17 protein-coding genes are annotated in these 18,118 nt (G+C 64.6%); 8 read left to right on the forward strand and 9 right to left on the reverse strand.

From position 1 onward, the window contains the following. Positions 1–6 precede the first annotated feature (6 nt). Positions 7–1,047: an ABC transporter substrate-binding protein gene (locus ACQY5B_RS13325; RefSeq protein WP_420324905.1), complete on the forward strand. Its 1,041-nt coding sequence runs from the start codon at positions 7–9 to the stop codon at positions 1,045–1,047. After that, positions 1,044–2,732, forward strand: a complete 1,689-nt coding sequence (locus ACQY5B_RS13330) for an ABC transporter permease subunit (protein WP_420324904.1) — start codon at positions 1,044–1,046, stop codon at positions 2,730–2,732. The genes ACQY5B_RS13325 and ACQY5B_RS13330 overlap by 4 nt, the downstream gene beginning before the upstream one ends. Before the next feature lie 17 nt (positions 2,733–2,749). On the opposite strand, the gene ACQY5B_RS13335 is transcribed toward ACQY5B_RS13330, so the two are convergent. After that, positions 2,750–3,637 (reverse strand): LysR family transcriptional regulator, encoded by an 888-nt coding sequence (locus ACQY5B_RS13335; RefSeq protein WP_420324903.1) that lies wholly within the window; start codon positions 3,635–3,637, stop codon positions 2,750–2,752. A gap of 115 nt (positions 3,638–3,752) precedes the next feature. Between ACQY5B_RS13335 and ACQY5B_RS13340 the strand changes: the two genes are divergently transcribed. From ACQY5B_RS13340 to ACQY5B_RS13355, 4 genes are read left to right on the forward strand one after another with little or no spacing between them, the layout of a single operon-like run. Continuing rightward, positions 3,753–4,178: a cupin domain-containing protein gene (locus ACQY5B_RS13340; protein WP_305968105.1), complete on the forward strand. Its 426-nt coding sequence runs from the start codon at positions 3,753–3,755 to the stop codon at positions 4,176–4,178. A 1-nt stretch (position 4,179) separates the two neighbouring features. Continuing rightward, positions 4,180–4,971 carry a cysteine hydrolase family protein gene (locus tag ACQY5B_RS13345; RefSeq protein WP_420324902.1) on the forward strand — a complete coding sequence of 264 codons (792 nt, stop codon included), beginning with the start codon at positions 4,180–4,182 and terminating at the stop codon, positions 4,969–4,971. After that, positions 4,968–5,357 carry an oxalurate catabolism protein HpxZ gene (gene hpxZ / locus ACQY5B_RS13350; RefSeq protein ID WP_420324901.1) on the forward strand — a complete coding sequence of 130 codons (390 nt, stop codon included), beginning with the start codon at positions 4,968–4,970 and terminating at the stop codon, positions 5,355–5,357. Before ACQY5B_RS13345 ends, hpxZ begins: the two co-directional genes overlap by 4 nt. Next, positions 5,357–6,496 (forward strand): amidase, encoded by a 1,140-nt coding sequence (locus ACQY5B_RS13355; RefSeq protein ID WP_420324900.1) that lies wholly within the window; start codon positions 5,357–5,359, stop codon positions 6,494–6,496. The genes hpxZ and ACQY5B_RS13355 overlap by 1 nt, the downstream gene beginning before the upstream one ends. Before the next feature lie 48 nt (positions 6,497–6,544). Here ACQY5B_RS13355 and ACQY5B_RS13360 read toward each other — a convergent pair whose 3' ends face one another. Continuing rightward, a complete protein-coding gene (locus ACQY5B_RS13360; protein WP_306043599.1) occupies positions 6,545–7,372 on the reverse strand; it encodes a phosphogluconate dehydrogenase C-terminal domain-containing protein in 828 nt (275 codons plus the stop codon). A gap of 105 nt (positions 7,373–7,477) precedes the next feature. On the opposite strand from ACQY5B_RS13360, the gene ACQY5B_RS13365 reads away from it, so the two are divergent. Next, positions 7,478–8,830 carry a four-carbon acid sugar kinase family protein gene (locus ACQY5B_RS13365; RefSeq protein ID WP_420324899.1) on the forward strand — a complete coding sequence of 451 codons (1,353 nt, stop codon included), beginning with the start codon at positions 7,478–7,480 and terminating at the stop codon, positions 8,828–8,830. On the opposite strand, the gene nanR is transcribed toward ACQY5B_RS13365, so the two are convergent. The 7 genes from nanR to ACQY5B_RS13400 form a co-directional block, all read right to left on the reverse strand. Next, positions 8,827–9,537 carry a transcriptional regulator NanR gene (gene nanR, locus ACQY5B_RS13370; protein WP_305968099.1) on the reverse strand — a complete coding sequence of 237 codons (711 nt, stop codon included), beginning with the start codon at positions 9,535–9,537 and terminating at the stop codon, positions 8,827–8,829. The genes ACQY5B_RS13365 and nanR overlap by 4 nt on opposite strands. A gap of 74 nt (positions 9,538–9,611) precedes the next feature. Beyond that, complete coding sequence (locus ACQY5B_RS13375; protein WP_420324898.1) at positions 9,612–11,339, reverse strand: D-apionate lactonase family protein; 1,728 nt, start codon at positions 11,337–11,339, stop codon at positions 9,612–9,614. Beyond that, a complete protein-coding gene (locus ACQY5B_RS13380) occupies positions 11,336–12,355 on the reverse strand; it encodes a Gfo/Idh/MocA family protein (RefSeq protein ID WP_420324897.1) in 1,020 nt (339 codons plus the stop codon). Before ACQY5B_RS13380 ends, ACQY5B_RS13375 begins: the two co-directional genes overlap by 4 nt. Positions 12,356–12,368: 13 nt before the next feature. After that, entirely contained in the window at positions 12,369–13,433 is a 1,065-nt protein-coding gene (locus ACQY5B_RS13385) for an ABC transporter permease (protein ID WP_420324896.1), read from the reverse strand. Next, positions 13,430–15,004: a sugar ABC transporter ATP-binding protein gene (locus ACQY5B_RS13390; RefSeq protein ID WP_420324895.1), complete on the reverse strand. Its 1,575-nt coding sequence runs from the start codon at positions 15,002–15,004 to the stop codon at positions 13,430–13,432. The genes ACQY5B_RS13385 and ACQY5B_RS13390 overlap by 4 nt, the downstream gene beginning before the upstream one ends. Then, a complete protein-coding gene (locus tag ACQY5B_RS13395) occupies positions 15,001–15,651 on the reverse strand; it encodes a DUF2291 family protein (RefSeq protein WP_420324894.1) in 651 nt (216 codons plus the stop codon). Before ACQY5B_RS13395 ends, ACQY5B_RS13390 begins: the two co-directional genes overlap by 4 nt. Before the next feature lie 58 nt (positions 15,652–15,709). After that, positions 15,710–16,663 (reverse strand): D-ribose ABC transporter substrate-binding protein, encoded by a 954-nt coding sequence (locus ACQY5B_RS13400; protein ID WP_420324893.1) that lies wholly within the window; start codon positions 16,661–16,663, stop codon positions 15,710–15,712. A gap of 131 nt (positions 16,664–16,794) precedes the next feature. Between ACQY5B_RS13400 and oiaX the strand changes: the two genes are divergently transcribed. Beyond that, positions 16,795–18,039, forward strand: a complete 1,245-nt coding sequence (gene oiaX / locus ACQY5B_RS13405) for a 3-oxo-isoapionate-4-phosphate decarboxylase OiaX (RefSeq protein ID WP_420324892.1) — start codon at positions 16,795–16,797, stop codon at positions 18,037–18,039. Positions 18,040–18,118 lie beyond the last annotated feature (79 nt).

Genomic DNA, 18,118 nt, shown 5'->3' on the forward strand with positions numbered 1-18,118 from the left:
CCAAACATGGCTATGAACCGCAGACAGTTTACCGGCCTGATGGCCGCGGGCCTTGCCGCCCCGGCGTCAATCATCCGCCCGGCCTACGCCCAGCCCAAACCCGGTGACGAACTGGTCGTCGGCATCTGGGGCGGCGCACAGGAAAAGATCGTCAAAAAGCACATCGAACCCCAGCTGGTCGAGAAATACGGCTGCAAGGTGTCCTACGTCCTTGGCGGCACCGGCGAACGCCGCGCGCGCGCCTACGCGGAACGTGGCCGGCCCAGCTTTGACGTGCTGTACCTGAACATCTACGAAAGCCGTCAGGCCGTCGCCGATGGCGTGACCCAGCCCGCAAGCCCGGCGGTGCCGAACTACGAATACCTCTACCCGCTGGCCCGAAAGGGCGGTTACGGCGTGGCCTTCAACCCCTGCACAATCATCTACGACAAGACCGCCGCCTCGGCGCCGATCACCTCGTGGAAGGACATGTGGAACCCGGAATGGAAAGGCCGGATCGCCTGGCCGAACGGCCTGGGCGCCGAGGGCATCTCGGCCCTGATGATGACCGCCAAGGCCTGGGGCTATGGCATCGACGAGTTCGACAAGGTTGTCGAGAAGGTCAAGGAACTGAAACCCTTTGCCGGCATCCAGGGCAGCCAGGCGCAACTGTTCGACATGCTGGACCAGAACGTCGCCGACCTGTCGGTCGAGTTCGCCTCGTTCACCCGGATGTACGCAGAAAGCCGCAACCCGAACTGCGCCATCGCAACGCCCGTCGAGGGCCAGGCCGTGACGATGAACGTGGCCTGCATCACCGAGGGCACGCGCAACCAGAAGCTGGCCGAGGAATGGGTGAACCTGCACCTCAGCCCCGAGACCATGCTCGCCTACGCGAACGAGATCTACTACTCGCCCACGGTCAACAACGTCGAGATCCCGCCCGAACTGCAGGGCAAGGTCATCACCTCCGGCAATGTCGACAGCCTCGTCGATTTCGACTGGGACTACATCAACGCCCACCGCGCCGAGTGGCAGGCGAAATACGACCGGGAGATCGCCGGATGAAACGTTGGATCGGTCCGGTTCTGTCCTTTCCCGTAACCGCTTGGCTGCTTCTGGCCTTCGCGGCGCCGATGATCGTGGTCGTGCTGCTGTCGCTGCACGAATACCCCAGCCCCTTCGGCCCGGTGATCCAGAGCCCGTCCCTGGTACAATTCATCAAGATCCTGACCGATCCATTCTATCTTTCGGTGATCGCCGAAACGGTGCTGCTCGGCCTGGCCGTGACCGCCATTTCGGCTCTCCTCGGATACCCCCTGGCCTACTGGCTGGCGCGCATGCCATCGAAATGGCGTGCGCTGTCCTTCGCGGTAATCCTCATCCCGCTGCTGACCAACGTGGTTGTCCGGTCGTTGGGGATCATGCTGCTGCTGTCGCCGCAGGGACTGATCAACACCTTCACGGGTTGGTTCGGCATTCCGCCCGTGGAAACCATGCTGTTCAACCACGGGGCGGTCATCATCGCGCTGGCGCAGGTCTTCATGCCCTTCATGGTACTGGCGCTCTATGACAACCTTCAGAACACTTCGCCCCGTATTCACGAGGCCGCCGAAAGCCTTGGCGCCTCGCCGGGGATGCGTTTCCTGACCGTCGATTTCCCGATGTCGCTGCCCGGGCTGCGGTCGGGCGTGATCGTGGTCTTCCTGATGGCAACCACCTCCTACGTCTCGGCCACGTTGCTGGGCGGCGGCAAGGTCTGGACGATGGGGATGCTGGTGCTGAACGAGGCGATCAGCAACCTCAACGCGACGATGGCCTCGGCCCTGTCGCTGGTCATGACGACGGTCGGACTGGGCTTCATCGCACTGGCGACCCTCTGGCTGAACCGCTTCATGCGCTGGCGCCAAGGCGTACCGTCCTCTCCCTGGACGATCCCCGCCTGGGTGGCGACCCTGGTCGACACCGTCGGGGCGCCGATCCGCTACCTGCTGCTGTTCTGCTCGATCGGGCTGCTGATCCTGCCGCTGGTGCTGGTCATGGTCCAGAGCTTCAACGACGTGCCGCTTGCCACCGCGGCCGGGTTCAGGGGCTTTACCCTGGAATGGTATCGCCGCGTCCTGGTAGAGGGCGACTACACCTCAAATTTCATGGTGTCGGTCAAGCTGGCCCTGGTGGCCGTTGCCATCGCGGTCACGCTGGCGATGCCTGCCGCCTTTGCCCTTGCGCGCTATCCCTTCCGGATGCGCCCGCTTCTGCTCGCCTTCTGGATGCTGCCGCTGTCGCTGCCCGGCGTGGCCATCGCCGTTGGCATGCTGAAGCTGCTGCAGGTCTACCTGATCATCCCGCCCTTTGCCGGGCTGGTCTCGATCCACGTCGTCGTGATCCTGCCCTTCATCATCACCCTGCTCACCACCTCTGCCATGTCCCTCGACCGGTCCCTGGAAGAGGCCGCCGCCAGCCTGGGCGCGAACAGGATACGCTGCTTCCTGCTGGTGACGCTGCCCGGCATGGCGCCGGGGATTTTCGCGGCGGCGCTGGTCGGCTTCCTGATGAGTTTCGGCGAAGTCACGGTGACCAGCTTCCTGACCACCGCCCGCCTGACGACACTGCCGGTCCGGATCTATTCCGAGGCGACCTTTGCGCTGGAACCCACGGCGCATGCGATCTCGGCCCTCTTGATCGTCGTCACCACCGTGGCATTGGCGCTGCTGGGCAAGTTCGTACGCCTTGACCGGCTGTATTCGAGGTGACCCCGATGGCGCCTCGCTCAGCCCAGGGCCGCACGGAAATGCTCTGCCAGCACGCTGCCCAGCGCGGAGGGGTTTCGCTCTGGTCCCAGCAGGATGAGCCGCTGCGTCTCGCGGGCGAATTCCTCGACCGGGACAAAGGCAAGCTGGCCGGCGGCCACCTCCGTCTCGATGTCGAAGGGTGTCAGGAAGGTGATGCAGCCCCCCAGCCGTGTCAGGTGGCGCATCATCTCGATCGAGTTGGTCTCGATCAGGTCGCTGGGCCGTCCGCCGGAACGGGCAAAGAGCTTTTCCAGGTGCGGGCGGATCACCATGCTCGAATCCGCCACCACCATCGTGTAGTCGGCGCATTCGTCCAGCCGGACGCTGGAACGCCCCGCAAAAGGATGATCCGGCGGCACGACAACGCCAAGGTTGACCATCGCCACAGCCAGTTGCCGGACGTTGGGGCGCTGCGGAAAGTCGAAGCCGATGGCAAGGTCCGACTGCCCCTCGGCCACGGCGGCGATCATCTCGTCCGGGTCGGTCATCAGTTGCAGACGCACCGCGACCTTGGGGTTCGCCTTGCGGAACTGCATCACCACGCGTGGCACGATGTTCGAGGCAAGTCCGCTCATCAGGACGACCGAAACCTCGCCCCGGCGCAGCCCCTTGAGGTCCTCGATCAGCGCGAGGTTGCGATCCATCTCACGCAGGGTTTCGCGGATATGGACCAGCAGGATTTCCCCCGCCGCGGTCAGCGTCAGCGACCGGGGCGCCCGGTTGAAGATCGGCGTACCCAGGTCATCCTCCAGCGACTTGATCTGCCGCGAGATCGCCGAGGCCGCGACGTTCAGCTTGTCCGCCGCCGCCCGGATCGACCCCTGCCGCGCCACTTCGTCCACATAGGTCAGAACCCTCGCGTGCATCCGCCTCTCCGTTGCCAATCCGTCATCGAAACCCCGGCTTTCGGTGCCATTCATGGCACGTCTGCCACTTCATCTCCATCCCGCAAGACCGCGTACCGACAAGAGGTTTCCCCAGATGATCAAATCCTTCTCACATGAACAGGTCGCCAAGGCGGAGGCCTGGAAGATCGCGCCCACGGACAGCAACTACTTCGTGATGCTCTTCGATCCCGCAAATGCGCCCACCGACAACATCTACGTCGTCGAGATCTTCACCAAGGGCGGCGCGACACCGCCGAACAGCCACTCCAAGGCGCATGAGTTCTTTTATGTCATCGAAGGCGAGGGCTTTGCCTCGTCCGATGGCGACCGCCTGCCCATCGCGAAAGGGGACGCGCTGCTGCTGAACCCCGGTTCTGTCCACGTCGTCGAGAACACCGGCGCGGGCAAGCTCTATACCCTGACGGTCATGACCCCGAACCAGGATTTCTCCGAGTTGATCCGCTCGGGAGAGCGGGTGGAACTGGACGACGAAGACCTGCGTGTCCTGACAGAGGCCTGAGATGACGGAACATTCCCCCGACACCCCCCTGCCCCTTGGGGCCACGCCGCGCAACGCATGGCATGTCAGCGAGTCCAGCGTCGACATGACCCGCAGCCTGCCGCCGGTGCGTCCCGTCACCCTGCGCGACCGCGACCGTGCCGTCACCATCGACCTGTCGCGCACGGCGATCATCGTGATCGACATGCAGAACGACTTTTGCCACGGCGACGGCTGGCTGGCCCACCTTGGCGTCGACGTCGCACCGGCCCGGGCCCAGATTGCGCCGCTGCAGGCGCTGTTGCCGGAACTCAGGGCACAGGATGTTCCGGTCATCTGGCTCAACTGGGGAAACCGGCCCGACCGCATGAACCTGCCGCCCTCGGTGCTGCATGTCTACGATCCCGACGGTCGGTCGACCGGCATCGGCAAGCCGCTGCCCTCGAACGGCGCTCATGTCCTCGAGGAAGGCAGCTGGGCCGCCGCCGTGGTCGATGAACTGGCACCGGAAGCGGGCGACATCGCCGTATCCAAGTACCGCATGTCCGGGTTCCAGGACACGGAACTGGACAGCATCCTGCGCAACCTCAGCATCACCACCGTGCTGTTCGCAGGCGTCAACGCCGACCAATGCGTGCTGTGCACGCTGCAGGACGCCAATTTCCTCGGCTACGACGTCATCATGCTCGAGGACTGCTCGGGCACGACCTCGCCCGCCTATTGCATGGATGCGACGCTGTACAACGTGCGCCAATGTTTCGGCTTTGTCGGCGACAGCAAGGACATCCTCAAAGCGATCGGAGACGGCGCATGACCGTGACATTGAACCAGTCGGCGGCGCTGGCAGAGTTGACCGCCGCCTGTGACCTCTACGAGAAGGCCCTTATGGAGAATGACCTGGAAGTGCTGGACGGGCTGTTCTGGGACAATCCCAATACATTGCGGTACGGGGTGGGCGAAAATCTCTATGGGATCGAGGAGATCCGCGCCTTCCGCAAGGGCCGCACTGGCGGATCGCCCCAGCGCGAGGTCATCCGGCGCGAGATCACGACACTGGGGCCTGATGTGGGCATCTGCAACCTTCAGTTCCAGCGCGTCGGCTCGACCCGCGTGGGCCGCCAGAGCCAGACATGGGTCCGCACCGAAGACGGCTGGCGCGTGATCGCGGCCCACGTCTCGCTGATGCAGGACGGATCGTGATGCAGTCCAGCGCCGCGCCCTTCGTTTCGATCTTCGACCCGCCGCTGTCGTCGGGCCAGGGGCCGCTGACGGGGCTGCGCCTCGGGGTGAAGGACAATTTTGACGTCGCCGGGCATGTCACCGGCTGCGGCAACCCCGAATGGGCGGCGACCCATGAGGCCGCCGAGACGACCGCCCCGCTTGTCGCGCGCCTGCTGGACCTCGGGGCCGAGGCCGTCGGCAAGACCCAGATGGACGAACTGGCCTATTCCCTGATGGGACAGAACGCGCGGTACGGAACCCCCGTGAACCCGATCACGCCGGACCGGATGCCCGGCGGCTCCTCTTCCGGCTCTGCCGTGGCGGTGGGCTCCGGTGCGGTGGAAATCGGGCTGGGCACGGACACCGGCGGGTCCGTCCGCCTGCCCTCGGCCTTTTGCGGTGTCTTTGGCTGGCGCCCGACGCACGGCCTTTTGCCGGCAGAGGGACTGGTGCCGCTGGCCCAGAGCTATGACGTGCCGGGATTCATGACGCGGGACGCGAACACGCTTGCCCTTTTGGCAGACCAGTTCGCGCCAACAGCCGCCCCTCTGGATGGTCCAATCCTGTATCCCCGTGACCTTTGGCAATTGGCAGACACAGAGACCGCAGAAGCGCTGCTGCCACCTGGTCAGAGCCTGGGCCCCGCGCTGTTTTCCGACGAACTGCGCAGCCTTCTCTTGCCGACCTTCCGGATCTGCCAGGGGGCGGAGGTGGCCGCGAATTTCCGCGACTGGATCACAGAGACCGCGCCCGCCTTCGGCCCCGGCATCCAGCAGCGGTTCGAGGGCGCGCTAACTTTGACCGGCCAAGAGATCTTGCAGGCGCGCATGAACCGCGCCCGGATCGAGGACCACCTGATCGCCAGTCTTGCAGAGCGGAACGTCCTCATCCTGCCCACGGCTCCGGGTCCAGCGCCCCTGCTGTCCGTGAAGGGCGAGGAAATGGAAGACTACCGCAATCGCGCGCTGACGCTTCTTTCCCTTGCGGGTCATGCCGGTTTGCCGCAAGTCAGCCTGCCGTTGCACACCCGCGCCGGCCTGCCTGTCGGTCTGTCACTTGTCGGACCGCGCGGCAGCGACAGGGCGCTGATCGCACTGGCAGGCCAGATACAGGTGTGACCCCGTCACGCCAAGGTGGCCGCCCCGAACCGGGGCAGCCCATTCAGGTCAGGTGATGCGCCGGATGCTGGCGGCGATCTCGTCCATCTCGAACACGTTTTTCCAATCGTCGCGCATCAGGGCCGGCTTGCCGAACTCGATGGCCTTGTTGCAGGCGTCCGAGAACTGACCCTCGACCTCGTCGAAGATCACCGCGCCGAGAATGTTCATGTGCCCCAGCAGGAAATCCCGCGCACAGTCATAGCTGACACCGCGTTTCACGACCTCGTCCATCGCCTCGCGCATCACCACCAGCAGCGAGGCACAGACGGTTTCGGACAGGCCCGGTTCCAGCAAGGCCATCTGTTCGACTGTCACGCGGTAGGTCCGGGCAACCGGGGCATAGATCGCGCGGGCGACGGCATCGCCCAGGGCGTAATGTTCTTCCGGCCCCTGCATCAACGCGTTCACCACGCCCTGCTGCGCCGCCACGCCGCCGAAATGGTCCTTGCGACCGGCCTCGGTGGATTCATTGTTGAAGATCGGCGGATGGCAGGGATGGGTCACGAAATAGGTGATGTCCTCGCGTTCCGGCAGGTGCCCGGCATAGGGCGCCGCCGCGTCGAGAATGACCACCATCGTCCCGGGTGCCAGCGTCGGCACGACGTTCGCCGCGACCTTGCCGATCACCGTGTCCGGTACCGCAAGGATGACAACGTCTGCCCCCTGCAACCCGGTTTCGGCATCGACGGCCTCGACACCGACCTCGGTCTTCAGGCGCGCCTTTCCGGGGTCGCTGATTTCAATGTGGCTGACGTCGAAATCCGTCTTCGCGAGGTTCAGCGACAGACGGACCCCCATTTTGCCGCCAGCTCCGAAAAGCGCGACTTTGGTCATTGTGTATTCCTCCGGTAGGGCTTGCTTAACTGGTATGATCAGATAATATCATGAGAACAATGTCAACAGGCGACAGGCCCCTTGCCACAGGAAGGACCACATTTCATGACGCCACGACTGGCCTGGCTGGGCGACGATTTCACCGGATCGGCTGCCGTGATGGAGGTGCTGGCCTTTGCCGGCCTGCGGACGGTCCTGTATTCCGCCCCACCGTCCGAGGCTCTGACCGCCCGGTTTTCCGATGTCGACGCTGTCGGCATCGCCACCACCGCACGCACCGACAGCCCTGACGCCATGCGGGCCAACCTGCCCGCTCCCCTGGCCTGGCTGGATGCAACGGGCGCGCCGATCCTGCACTACAAGGTCTGTTCCACCTTCGATTCCGCACCGCACAGCGGCAACATCGGCACGGCCATTGAATTGTGCCTGGCCCAGCGCGCCTCGAAAGGTGTGCCGCTAGTCACGGCGGCCCCGCAGATGCGGCGCTACCAGGCGTTTGGGCACCTGTTCGCGGGCACCTTCGACGGTGTTTTTCGGCTGGATCGTCATCCGGTGATGTCCCGGCACCCGGTCACGCCGATGACGGAATCCGACCTCTTGCGCCACCTTTCGGCGCAGACCGACCTGCCCTCTGCCCTGCTGGACCTCGAAGCGCTCTGGTCGGGCTCGGCCCAGGCGGCGCTGGATCATGCGCTGGATCAGGGCGCGCGGATCCTGTCCTGCGACAGCATGGAACCAGTCAGCGAAACCGCCGTCGGGAAACTGATCTGGGAAAACCGCGACCGCTTGCGCGTGGCCGCAGGCTCTCAGGGATTGGAATACGCGCTGGTGCGCCACTGGCAAGAAACCGGCGAATTGCCACCGGCACCGCCGGTGAAAGGCGCCGGCAAGGTGGCGCAGATCGCCGCCGTTTCCGGTTCTGTCTCGCCCAGCACGGCGCGTCAACTGGACTGGTCCGCCGCGCATGGCTTTGCGGTGATCCCTTTCGAGACCGTTTGTGTGCTGGGCGATCCCGGCGCATTGGAAGCAGAAATCGACCGTTGCGCCACGGCAGCAACCGAGGCCGCCCAGAACGGCGCCAGCCCACTTGTCACCTCGGCCCAAGGCCCCGACGACTCTCGTGTCGCGGCATTCAGCGACGCCCTGGCCACCAGCGGCGTGTCGGCGGACACGGCAAACGCCCGGATCGGCCAGTCGCTGGGGCGCATTCTGGACCGCACCCTGCGGCAGACCGGCCTGCGCCGCGCCGTCATCTCGGGCGGCGACACTTCGGGGCACGGAATGCGGGCGCTGGGGCTGGAGGCTTTGCAGGCGCTGGCCCCGACCATTCCGGGCGCGGCGCTTTGCCAGGGCTTTGGCGGCAGCGCGCATGACGGGCTGCAAATCGCCCTCAAGGGCGGACAGATGGGCAGCGAGGACTACTTCGGCTGGATTCGCGACGGCGGCGGGCCGCGTTAACCGTGCGGTCCGAAGGACACGCGTGACCGTTCCAGGTGGCGGCGCATCTCCTCGACCGCGCCCTCGGCGTCATGCGCCTCGATGTGATCGACGATCTTGGCATGTTCGGCCAGGGTCACGTCCTCGCTGCCGGACCGGTGCAGCAGGCTGACATGGTATTCGAACAGCCAGCCAAGCATCGCATCCGACACCGACAGGATGATCGGGTTGTCCGTCAGCGAGGCCAGCTTGCGGTGAAAGGCCATATCGGTGGTGATGAAGGCATTGGCATCGCCCAGCTGGCTGCGCTGCAAGTCGATCAGGGCGCGCAGTTCGGCCACGTCGTCGGCTGTCGCGTTTTCGGCGGCGACGCGCACCATGCCCAATTCGAACATTTGACGGGCGTGTTTCAGGTGGTCGAGGTTGGCCGGCGCGGAATCCAATACCAGCCGCGCCAGTTCATCCGACTGGGTCAGGACGCTGGACGCGTTGAGTTCATTCACCCGCGAGCGTTCGCCGTGGCTGATGGTGATCAGCCCGCTGTTGTGCAGCGATTGCAGGGCCTCACGCACGGCCGGGCGGCCCACGCCGAACCGTTCCATCAAGGCCCGCTCCGAGGGCATGTAGTCGCCCGGTTTCAGCTCCCGCGTCCGGATCATCTCGTGCAGGCGCTCAAGCACCTGTTCCGACAATTTGCGGCGGACAATCTTGTCGGGTGCAGATTTCAATGGGCTCTCCATGTCTTGGGCTCCGGCGCGAACTCGTCAGGTAACATGATAAGTAGCCGTTTCATCCGGGCGCCTCAATCCATTCCGCCGGACCAGCCAAAGGGCGACAGCCCTTGCCGCTCCTGCGGGGTCAGGTTGGCGCACAGCCGCGTGGGCCCGACCTCCAGCACCGCCAGCCCATCGCGGACAGTGGCCTCTTTGACGGGCTGCCCCGCGATCCCCGCCAGGGCGCGCAGGGCCTGCGGCAAGGGGCCGGGATTGCCCACCACGCCACGCGCCCCGTAGAGCGCCGCCGGTGTCCAGACCGCGATGTCGAAGGGCGCCAGGGCCGCCGCCAGCCCAAGCGCATAGGCCGCGCCAAAGGCACCGCGGTGCCTTGGGTCATCATCCGTCATGCAGACGCGCCCGGCGTCCGGGTTGGGGATCGTGCGCGACCCATAGGGGTTCTGCCGCATGGCAATGGTCGCTGGCCCGATGCGGTACTCGGCTTGCCCGATGATGGCGCGGGCAGACCGGGCGATATACGGCACTGCCTCCAGCGTTTCCATCACCGAAAGGTCATCGGCAGCATGCACGATGGGGCAAAGCCCGTGACTGACGAAATCCAGCATCTCCAGCGGCGGGCGTTTGCGGTTGAGCTCTGTAAAGAGGCTTGCCATCCCGCCTCCCCGGACAAGGCCGGGAAAGGCGTGCGCGGCAGCGGCATGAACTTCCGCGAGTGGCGGGCATTCGGGCCATTCCGATCCTGGCGGCGTCGATTGCCGATCGACCGAAGGCACGACAAGGACAGAGGCCGGGGCAAAGCCGCTGGTCGCGACGGCGTCGGCATGCGCCTGCAACTCGGCGTCGGGCGTTTGCTCGCCGTCGAACCGGCAGATCAGTTCCAGGTCATAGGCCACGTCGGGCCGCGCCGCCTGCGCCTTGGCAAAGGCCTCGATCTGAGGCGAAACAGGCCCAGACGCCGCATCCACATGGCACAAGATCCGCTGCGGGCGCACCATGTCCAGATCGCCGGGGTTGTCCGACATCCGCGTCGCGTCCGCCGCATCCAGCACCAAAGCCATTTCCGGAAACCGCGCGTCCTTTGGCGCGGGACGACTGGCGATAGGCCGCGTCTTGCAGCCTTCCCAGGTGATCTCGACGGATTGCTCCAGCACCTCGCCATCCGCGATAACGTAAGGCCAAGGCAAGGCCAAGGGTCGGTTGTAGGTCTTGTAGGAGGCATCTCCCCACTGGCGCTGGTCTTCCATTTCGAAGGTATCGCCCCGAAAGGCGCAGCATACGCGCAACCCGTTGGCCTGATGCTCCAGCGCGGCGATGTCCATGAAGGGCTGCCAGGGGTCGATCAACTCGGGGAAATGGCTGTCCTCGACTTGCCCGTCAGTATGGGTCACGCGCGCCGGGCAGCCCGCGATACCGTCGATCGGGTGCAAAAGGGTAAACCCGGCGCGGTTTGTTTCGAAGTCCCCGGAGGCCCGTCCCCGGGCATGGACCGTCAGCCGCCCTGCCCCAAGCGTCATGGCCACGACAGCCTCCAACCGCGCTGTCGCGGTATCGAAACGCATCGGCATGGTCAGGTGCAGCGCCCCGTCCCGGGTGTCGCGGGTCAACGCCCCATGGGTCGGCGCAATAGTGCCCCAATCGCGATCCCGCGCCAGAAAGGCGACAGAGCGGATGATCTCGACACCGCCCACGCGGATGTGGCGCAGCGCCCCGTCCTGCAGGTGCAGGGTTACATCGCCATGCTGGATCTCCCCGGAAGCTGCAGGCGGCTGATCGGTGCCATAAAGCGCCGGGCTCACAGCTCTGACAACGCGACGCTGCGCCCCTCCGCAGCCGACAGGTAAGCGGCCTCGACCAGCGCAAAGGTCCGCAGGTTATCCGCCCCCGAGGTCTCGGGCGCGCGATCCGCGACGATGCAATCGATGAAATGCTGCTGGATCAGCGCCACGCTTTCCTGGATGTTGTGCCAGGGCCGTTCCGCCCAGGGCAGCACCGGCGGAGAGACATCGCGCACCTCTTCCTGCCCGCCGCGCTGGATCGTCAGCCGATAACCCGCATCCAACCGCAACGTTCCCTCGCTGCCGTCGATTTCCAGCAGGGTTTCCGGAAAGGTTTCAGGCATGCGCCGCGTGGCATAGGAACAATCCACCACCGAGGTCACGCCACTGTCGTGGGACAACAGCATGGTGGCCACGTCCTCGCCCCGGATATTCGAGTTGATCCGTTTGGTGGTGGCCGCAATCCGCTCGACGTCGCCGAACAAAGCGCGGGCGATATCGAGGATGTGAATGCCCAGATCCTCGATGATGAATCGCTCTCCTTCCGCAAGGTAGGGCTGCCCGGAAAAGACGTCAAAGCCGGACCGAAAACTCACCCGGCCAAAGAAGGGCGTGCCGATGGCGCCGGCGCGCAGCGCCTCGATGGCCGCGCGCACCGCCGATTGCCAGCGAAAGTTCTCATGCACCATCAGGGTCTTGCCCGTGGCCTCGACCGCCGCGATCATGGCGCGGGCATCGTCCATGTTCAGGGCAAAGGGCTTTTGGCAGATGACGTGAACGCCCGCCCCTGCCGCCATTTCGACCAGCGGGCGGTGCGAGGGGACAGTGGTGGCAATGTCGACAAAATCGAACCCGCCATCCGCGAACATCACTGCGGCGTCGGTGTAACGGCGGGCGATGCCGAATGCCTCGCCAGCCTCGGCCAGGCGGGTTTCGTCCCGATCGCAGATCGCCACGATCTCTGCCCCGGTCACATCCGCCCATGCATGCAGTTGATTGCGGGCAAAGAAGCCACAGCCGATGAGTGCGCCTTTCATACTGTCTCTCCTCTTATTTGCCCAACGCGGCCTGGGCCTGCAGCGCGACCTTTGCCTGGACCTTTTGTTGAGCCTGGTCGATGACCACGGCCGCGATGATGACAAGCCCCTTGATAACAGTCTGCCAGAAGGCTGACACGCCCATCATCACCAGACCGTCGGACAGCACCCCGATCACGAAGGCGCCGACGATCGTCCCGCCGATGCGCCCGCGCCCGCCGGACATGGAGGTGCCGCCCAGAACCGCCGCCGCGATGGCGTTCAGCTCGAAGGTGTCGCCGGTGGCCGGATGGGCCGCGACCAGTTGCGAGGAAATGATGATCCCCACCAGTGCCGCGCAGAAACCCGAGAACATGTAGACGAAATACTTGACCTGGGTGACTTTCACGCCGGACAGCCCCGCCGCGCGTTCGTTGCCGCCGACGGCATAGATGAACCGGCCCAGGGGCGTGCGGCGCGCGATATAGGCGGCCAGGACACCCACCGCGATCAGCATCCAGATCGAGATCGGCACGCCCAGGAAATCGCCCGACCCGATCATCCGGAAGCTTTGCGATCCATACTCCGCATTGCCCGAGAGGTTCGGAAAGGTCTTGCCGTCGCTCGACAGCATCGCCGCCCCGCGTGCGATGTAAAGCGTTCCCAGCGTGGCGATAAAGGGCGCCACGTTCAGCTTGGTGATCAGGAACCCGTTCAGCGCCCCGATGGCAATCCCCACCAGCGCGACCATCAGGCAGATTTCCAATGTGTTGAACTGGATCGACCAGCCAAGCCCGATGTCGATCCCGTTGAGCAGCAGGTAGCCTGCCACCATCCCGCAAAGCCCGACGATGGACCCGACCGACAGGTCGATCCCGCCCGAGACGATGACAAAGGTCATCCCGATGGCCAGGAAAGCGTTCAGGGCAACGTGTTTCGACATGATGACCATGTTCGCCGCCGACAGGAAATTCGGGGCGAAGATGGAAAAGAATACGAAGACAAGGATCAGCGCGATGAAGGTCCGCGCCTTCAGGATCAATAGCAGCGTTGCACTGGGGCTGGAGGCTCCGGCACCGTTTGCGGTCATGTCGGTCATTTTGCGGTCTCCCTTTCCGCGTCCTGCTCTGTCAGGGGGGCGTGGCCCACGGCGGAAGCGCTGACCAGAGCCGTTTCCGTAACCTCCTCCCTGCTGAATTCTCCGGTGATCCGTCCGTCCGACATCACGATGATGCGGTCCGACAGGCTCATGACCTCTTCGAGGTCGGATGTGACAAAGACGATGCCCAGCCCCTCGGCCGCCAGCTGGCGCATCACGCGAAAGACCTCGGCCTTGGCGCCGATGTCGATCCCGCGCGAGGGTTCGTCCATCAACAGCACCTTGGGCCCGGTCATCAGCGCCTTGGAAATCACCACCTTCTGCTGGTTGCCGCCCGAGAGCGCGGACACCGGATGTTCGGGCGAGACGATCTTGATGACCATGCGGCGCACGAAATCCGCCACGCGCGAGCGTTCCTTTCCCAGGTCCATGTGCACGCCCCGGGTGAAGCTGCCGACGGAAGAGAGCGTCATGTTCTCGCGGATCGACAGGATCTGGACCAGCCCGTCGTGCTTGCGGTCCTCGGGGATCAGGGCCAGCCCCTTGGCGATGCGGTCGGAGACAGAGGGCCGTCCCATCTTGTCCCCCTGTACCCAGACATCCCCGGCGGCATGGGGGTGCCGGCCTATGATGCCTTCCAGCAGCTCGGTCCGGCCGGCGCCCATCAACCCGTAGATCCCCAGGATCTCGCCCGCGCGCAGCGACAGGGACACACCGTCCACCGCAAAGCCGCCGCTGGTGTCTGCCAGGCGCATGTTCTCGACCCGCAGGGCCTCGTCGCCGAAGGGATGTTCGATCTCCTTGGCGAAATCCTTGGAGCTGTCGCCAATCATGTTGCGTACGATCCAAGGAATATCGACGCCTTCCATCGACTGGGCCCCGGTGATCATCCCGTCACGCAGGACGGTGATGTAGTTGCCGACGCGGATCAGTTCTTCGAGCCGGTGCGAGATGTAGACGATGCCGACACCTTCGGCCTTCAGTTCCTCGATCACGCGAAAGAGTATCTCGACCTCGGCGTTGGACAGGGCCGAGGTCGGCTCGTCCAGGATGAGAATGCGGGCGTCGCGTGACAGGCTCTTGGCGATCTCGACGATCTGCTGCTGCCCGACCTTCAGATCACCCACCAGCGTGTCCGGGTCGATGTCATGTTCCAGGCGTTGCATCAGGGCGCGGGTGGCCTCGCGCTGCGCCGACATGTCGATGTCGATGCCGCCGCGGGTCTTTTCATGCGCCATGAAGATATTGTCGGCCACGGTCAGGTTCGGGAACAGGTTGAGCTCCTGGAAGACGATGCCGATGCCATGCCGTTCGGCATCGTCGGTCGAGGTGAAATGCACCGCTTCGCCGTTCATGGTCACAGTGCCGGAGGTCAACTGTTCGACCCCTGCGATAACCTTCATCATGGTGGATTTACCGGCGCCGTTTTCCCCCACCAGCACGTTGACCGCGCCCATGCGCAGGTCGAAATCGACCTCCTTGAGGGCGATGGTGCCGGGATAGACCTTGGTGCCACCGCGGATCGACAGCCCGATCGGATGAGGACTGCCGGATTCGGGATAGAGAGTCATGGGGCGGCCCCCATCTCGATTTCGACTGGCACGACCTCGGGCGTGTCACCTGCGGCGCGCAGAGTGAAGACGCCGGTGAAACTCACCGTATGGCCGATCACGTCGCCCTCGGGCCGGTTCAGCCCGTCGCTGGCGCGTTCGTTCATCGCACGGGCCAGTTTGGCGAATTCGATCTGGTCGCGGAAATCGGTAAAGACGACAAATGGCATGGCGTCGCGCATGGCGGTGCCGCGAATGATCGGGCCCAGTTGCAGCACCACGTCGGCGGCGCCGTCGCCATCCATGTCCACCTGCATCTTGGCGGCGCGGCTGTCGAGCTTGGCTTCGGTCACTGTCCCCGTACCGGAGACGACGAAGTTCCAGGGATTGGCCTCACCTTCCGGGCGCAGGCCATGCGCCTCGCCGGCCGCGTCCAGCCCTTGTGACAGCGCTTGCCGCCAGATGTCGTATTCCACCGTATGTTCGGCGATGACCGGCAGCACCTTGGTCTCCCAGTTCGCGTCGGCATAGGCCGCCATGCGGGCCTCGTCGGTCTGGCTTGCCAGGGCTTCGGATTGGTCATTTGGGTCGGGATTGGGCACGATCTTGCACGCCGCCGCAGGCAGCAACACGCAGACCAGTGCGCCCGACAGGATCGCTTGGCGCATAGGACTTCCGGTTCTGTTCGGGATGGGGCGGCCCGGCTCCCCGGGCCGCCGGGATCAATCAGCTTGCGTCCGCCAGGGCAAAGGTTTCCAGCCGAGCGGCGTTGTCCGGCGTGATCAGCACGCAATCCATCAGCTGTTTCTCCGGCTGGCCGGTCGATCCGGTGCGCAGGTATTCGTCCGCCTGCTCGACCGCCAGCTGCGCCTGGCGATAGGCCGGCTGCAACACGGTCGCCTTGATCCCGCCGGCCAGGATCGAATCCCGCACGTCGTTGGAACCGTCAAAGCCGACCACGATCACGTCGGTTCGGCCCGCCGCCTCGAGCGCGGCCCAGGCGCCCATCGCCATCGTATCGTTGCCGCAGATCACGCCCTTGATCCCCGGGTTGGCCTGCAGGATGGTTTCCATCTTCTCGTAGCCCTCGGTCTGCGACCAGTTGGCGGACTGCTGTGCGACCATCTGAAGATCAGGGTACTGGTCGATGATATCGTGATACCCGGCAGAGCGGATGCCCGCGTTGGTGTCCGCCTCGCGGCCCAGCAGCTCGACATAGGGGCCCTCTTCGCCCATGAGCGCCACGAATTCCTCGGCCCCCAGCTGTGCGCCCTGGTAGTTGTTCGACACGATCTGGCTGATGGCGATGCCGCTTTCCTTGATTTCACGGTCGATGAGGAAGGCCGGAATACCCGCCTCCTTGGCCCGCCGGACAGGTGCAACCGATGCATCGGCCCCTGCATTGTCGCAGATGATCGCAACCGCGCCGCGCGCGATGGCGGTGTCGAACATCTCGGACTGCTTGTTGGGGTCGTCATCATGCACCAGCACAAGGGTCTCATAGCCCAGTTCACGCGCCCGCGCCTCGGCGCCCACGGCTTCGGCCTTGAAGAACGGGTTGTCATGACTCGGGGTGATGATCGCGATCAGGCCTTTGTCTTGCGCCCAGGCGGCGCGGACTGTCGGCAGGACCGCCGTGATGGCCAGACCGGATACAAAGAGACGACGTGTAATGCTCATGAATCATTCCTCCAAAGATCAGTCGGCCCGTTACGGGCTCTACCTCCCTGATCGCCGCCAGCCTGTGATATGATTACATGATTGTCAACAGGTATGATGAGCATTACAGTGCGACTACAACAGGAGAGCCCATGACCGAAGATTTCATCCGTGTGACCTATCGCATCGAATGTCCTGGCAGCGTCGAGGCGATGGCGGCCAAGATCGCCTCGGACCAGTCCACCGGGACCTTCACCGAATTGCCCGGCGAAACCGACGCGGTGCGCAAACGCTGCGCGGCGCGTGTGGAAAGCGTGACCGCCCTGCCCCCTGCGGACCGGCCCGGACTTCCCACTGACTCGCATGGTCCCTTCAACCGTGGCGACGCAGTGATTGCCTATCCGCTGGAAGCGATCGGCACGGACATCGCGGCGCTGCTTACGGTGACGGTCGGCGGGGTCTATGCCGCGCGCGGGCTGACCGGGGTGCGGGTGATGGATTTCGACCTGCCCGAGGCGTGGTCCTGCCATCCCGGTCCGCAATTCGGCATCAAGGGGTCACGACGCCTGACCGGGGTGGACGACGGGCCGATCATCGCCTCGATCATAAAGCCCTCTCTGGGGCTGACGCCCGAGGATACCGCCAAGGTGGTGGCAGAGCTCTGCGCCGCCGGGGTCGATTTCATCAAGGACGACGAGAAGATGATGAACCCCGGCTACGCCCCGCTGAAGGCGCGGGTCGACGCCATCATGCCCGTGATCGACGCCCATGCCGAAAGGACCGGCAAGCGGGTGATGTATGCCTTCGGCATTTCCTCGGCCGACCCCGACCAGATGATGCATGGACATGACTACGTCTTGAAACGCGGCGGCAATGCGGCGGTGATCAACATCAATTCGATCGGGCCAGGCGGCATGAGTTTCCTGCGCAAACGCTCGCAACTGTGTTTGCATGCGCATCGTAACGGCTGGGATATCCTGACTCGCCACCCGGCATTGGGAATGGAATTTCGCGCCTACCAGAAGATCTGGCGCCTGCTGGGCGTCGACCAGTTCCAGATCAACGGACTCGCGGCCAAGTACTGGGAGCCGGACGAGAGTTTCGTCAAAAGCTTTCACGACGTGATGACCCCCATCTTTTCCGAGGATGACAGGCCTTTGCCGGTCGTCTGTTCCGGCCAATGGGGCGGACAGGCGGTCGAGACCTACACCCGCACCGGTCAGACACTGGACCTGATGTACCTGGGCGGCGGCGGTATTCACGGCCACCCGATGGGCGCCGCCGCGGGCGTTCAGGCGATCCGGCAGGCCTGGGAGGCCGCAGCCGAAGGTCTGTCGCTGCAGGACAAGGCGCGGGAGCATCCCGAGTTGCGTGCCTCACTCGACAAGTGGGGATAAGCCACACGCGGTCCCGACCACCAGTGTACGAGGGAGACCACGCCCAAGACGGCCCACGCGGGAGGCAAAGGCGCGGTTT

Origin of the sequence: Antarctobacter sp. (assembly GCF_965277915.1) — a bacterium.
In the GTDB taxonomy this organism is placed as follows: domain Bacteria; phylum Pseudomonadota; class Alphaproteobacteria; order Rhodobacterales; family Rhodobacteraceae; genus Antarctobacter.